The organism is Acidovorax sp. HMWF029 (genome assembly GCF_003060895.1).
GTDB lineage: Bacteria > Pseudomonadota > Gammaproteobacteria > Burkholderiales > Burkholderiaceae_C > Acidovorax.
In genome coordinates, this window is sequence record NZ_QAIH01000233.1 from 1 (window position 1) to 3,578 (window position 3,578).

A 3,578-nucleotide genomic window follows, 5' to 3' on the forward strand; every position below is an offset into this window, starting at 1 on the left:
CCCCAGGACGACCGCCACGCACCCGCCCGCCAGCGCAGGCAGCCACAGCCGTGCAAGCCACTGTGGCTGCACCGTGGCGGCCACCACCACAATTTGCGCCATGGTGGCCACGCATGAAAGCACGGCAGCCCCTGCGTTCGCGCAGACAGGAGCCCGGCCTGCGCGCACCTCCATGCCCAGGCTGCCGATGGTGGCGGTGCTCGATACAAAACCAGAGGCCAGCGACGACAGCGCCACGGCATGGCGCGCCCGCATCAGCCGCTTGGCCAGGTGCGCCAGCGACTGGATCACCAGCAAAACAATGACCAGACGCACCACCACCTGAGGGTTCAGAACCCCTTGCCACAGAGGCGTGTTGGGAGCGAGCGGGTACACCAGCAAGGCCAGCGCAGCCAGAATAAGCCCGCTGCGCGCCTCGCCGGGCTGCAACCACTGGTTGGAGAACTGGTGCAGCACATCCCGCAGCGCCAGTAGCCCCGTCACCACAACCGCCAGCGCAGCGGCCAGCAATTGGTCGCGCGTGCAGGTCACCCCGATCACATAGGCCAGCAACAGGGCGATCTCGGTGGTCACGCCAGGGTCGCCAGAGCGGTCGCGGGCATAAGCCACCACTGTCAGTGCCGCCAGCATGGCGGCCCCCACGGCGACCAGCACGGGCATGTCCGTCAGCGCAGCGGCGGCGCCCCCCAGGGATGCCAGGGTGAACGACCGCACCCCCGCCAGCGCCCGGGCGGGTCCCGCTCCCTTGCGGCGCTCTCGCTCTACGCCCATCAGCAAGCCGCACCCAGCCGCACTCGCCAGCACGGCCATCGCGGCGGAAAAACCTCCGAACTCCTGCATGAAACTCCCGCACCTTTCCTGTCTATGGCTCTTCTGGCAACACCCTTACACATGTTGACAGAAAGACCCGCCAAACAATGCCACGCACAACAAACATGCGGAGTTGCCCCAAGCCTGGGCGTCAGGTGGATCGGCTATAACGAATCCCATCATCACCTACCCATGCAAGCACCCCACAACGCTGCCCCCGCCTCTGGCCCCAGCGGCTCCAGTGATGCCTTGCTGCGCCTGATTGCAGACTCGGTCCCGGCCCTGATGGCCTACTACGACATCCCCGGCCTGCGTTGCCAGTTTGCCAACCAGGGCTATGCGGCCTACAACGGCCATAGCACCGAATCCATTCTGGGCCTCACCGTGCAGCAGGCCATTGGCGACAATGCCTGGCAGGCCATCGAGCCGCATGTGAAGCGCTCCGCGCAGGGCGAGCGCGTGAAGTACACCCGCGAACAGACCCTGCCCAACGGTGAGACGCGGATGATCGAGGTCAACCTGATCCCGCATTTTGGCGACGCGGGGCAACAGCAGGGCTCCTTCGTACTCATCACCGACATCACCGAGCGTTGGCGCGCAGAGCGCGAAGTACGCCAGAGCGAAGAGCGCATGCGCAAATTCACCGAGGCCACGGACGAGGCCATCGTGTTCCACCGCGACGGCCTCATCACCGATGGCAACGAGGCGCTGTACCGACTGACCGGCTACGCCCTGCATGAGGTGCTGGGCCTGTCGATCTTCAGCTTCATCAGCCCCGAATGGCGCGCCACGGCGCTCGAATACACCCGCAGCGGCCGGGAAGACCCCTACGAGGTCACCATCCGCCACAAGGACGGGCACGCCATTCCTGTCGAGGTGGTGGGCAAAACCATGCCCCTGTACCACGCGGACTACCGCATCGTGGTGGTGCGCGACATCACTGCGCGCAAGCAGGCACAGGAACGCGAAGCGTTCATCGCCCTGCACGACGCCCTCACCCAGCTGCCCAACCGGCACTTCCTGATGGAACAGCTGTCGCAGGTGCTGTCGCTGGCGCGCAGGCGCCATGGCCGTGTGGCCGTGCTGTTTGTGAACCTGGACCATTTCAAGACCGTGAACGACTCGCTGGGCCACCACGCGGGCGACCAGCTCCTGCGCAATGTGGCCGAGCGCCTGCGCCAGGGCGTGCGCGATGCCGACGTCGTGGCGCGACTGGGTGGTGATGAGTTTGTGGTGGTACTGACCGACGTGCAGAACCAGGACGACGTGGCCATGGTGGCCGACAAGCTGCTGGTCTCCATGCACGGCGTGTTCACGGTGGACCAGTTGCCGCTCACCATCTCGCCCTCCATTGGCATCAGCCTGTTTCCGGACCATGGCGGCAGCGCCGATGTCCTGCTGCGCTGCGCCGATGCGGCCATGCACCACGCCAAGGAAAGCGGACGCGGCAACCGCCAGTTCTACGTCTCCAGCATGGACGCCAGTGCGCTGGATGTGCTCCAGCAAGAGCGCCTGCTGCGCGAAGCCATTGCCCACAACCACTTTGTTCTGCACTACCAGCCCCAGATCTGCCTCGCCAACGGCACGCTGCAGGGCATTGAAGCGCTGGTGCGCTGGCGCCATCCCAAGCGCGGGCTGGTGGGCCCGGACGAATTCATTACGTTCTCAGAATCGCGCGGCCTCATCACTCCCATTGGCCGCTGGGTAATGCGCGAGGCATGCCGCCAGCTCAAGGCCTGGCAGAACCAGGGCCTGGCGCTGGTGCCCGTGGCCGTAAACATGTCGGCCCTCGAATTCCGTCAGCGCGACGTGGCCGCCGAAATCGCCGCCGTCCTGCTCGAAACAGGCCTCGCACCCCAGTACCTGGAGATCGAGCTGACAGAGTCCGTGCTCATGCACCAAACCGGCCAGGTGCTGGGCACCCTCAACGCCCTCAAGGCCCTGGGCGTGGGCATCTCCATCGACGACTTCGGAACGGGCTATTCATCGCTGGCCTACCTCAAGCGCTACCCCATCGACAAACTCAAGATCGACCGCTCCTTCGTGACCGACACCCCCGGCAACTCCGACGACGTGGCCATCGTCACCGCCATCATCCAGATGGGACGCAGCCTGCAGCTCAAAATCGTGGCCGAAGGGGTGGAGACACAGGCACAGATCGATCTGCTGGCGGGGCTGGGGTGTGACTTGATCCAGGGGTTTGTGGTGGCGATGCCGATGGATGGGGAGGCGGCGAGGGGGTGGCTGACGAATCACGGATAGAGCAATAAGTGCCCAAGTATCTGAGCGTGTTGATCGTCCCGTACTCACGACTTCGCGGAACTTGCTGTTGACCTCACGCAGTTGAGCAGCTTCAAGGTGATGCACCATCGCAGGGTGGTGGTGCGCAGATTTGCGTGGCTGGAGGAAAACAGGAGTATCTGGAAAAACTACGAAAAGTTGTTTAACACCAACTGCCGTCCGCCCACTTCGCGCCCTTAGCACTGCCGCGCAAAAAAAGTTCTGAGAATGATCCAAGACATCCATCCGAAACATCAACGACGGGAGAAGTAGCTGCGCGGGGGTTGGTCAACAGGGTTGTTCGAAAAAAACTCAACATAATCAGCAGAAGGGGTTTTGCTTGGCAGGCATTTTTTAAACCAAATGCGCATCGCAATACCTGGCTTTAGGTTGTCAAAAACCTCATCCCCTCCAAAGGCGGAGTAAGCCTCCCTCAGCCCAGAAACATCAATGTATTGAATTCGATCATTTCCATACCCCCTTACAAG

Annotated in this window: 3 protein-coding genes; 1 reads left to right on the forward strand and 2 read right to left on the reverse strand. The window is 63.1% G+C overall.

Features of this window, described 5'->3' with window-relative positions; genetic code table 11:
• Positions 1-840, reverse strand: an 840-nt coding sequence (locus tag DBR12_RS17335) for an MgtC/SapB family protein (RefSeq protein ID WP_108618408.1), incomplete at its 3' end; no start/stop codon positions are given.
• 162 nt (positions 841-1,002) lie between these two features.
• Here DBR12_RS17335 and DBR12_RS17340 point away from each other — a divergent pair.
• Entirely contained in the window at positions 1,003-3,072 is a 2,070-nt protein-coding gene (locus DBR12_RS17340) for a bifunctional diguanylate cyclase/phosphodiesterase (protein WP_108618407.1), read from the forward strand.
• A gap of 272 nt (positions 3,073-3,344) precedes the next feature.
• Here DBR12_RS17340 and DBR12_RS23085 read toward each other — a convergent pair.
• On the reverse strand, positions 3,345-3,578 hold a 234-nt coding region (locus tag DBR12_RS23085; protein WP_233244721.1), incomplete at its 5' end, for a hypothetical protein.

Bases quoted from the DNA above. Each gene is read 5' to 3' on its own strand.
- DBR12_RS17340 (WP_108618407.1), top strand. From the start codon at position 1,003: ATGCAAGCACCCCACAACGCTGCCCCCGCCTCTGGCCCCAGCGGCTCC.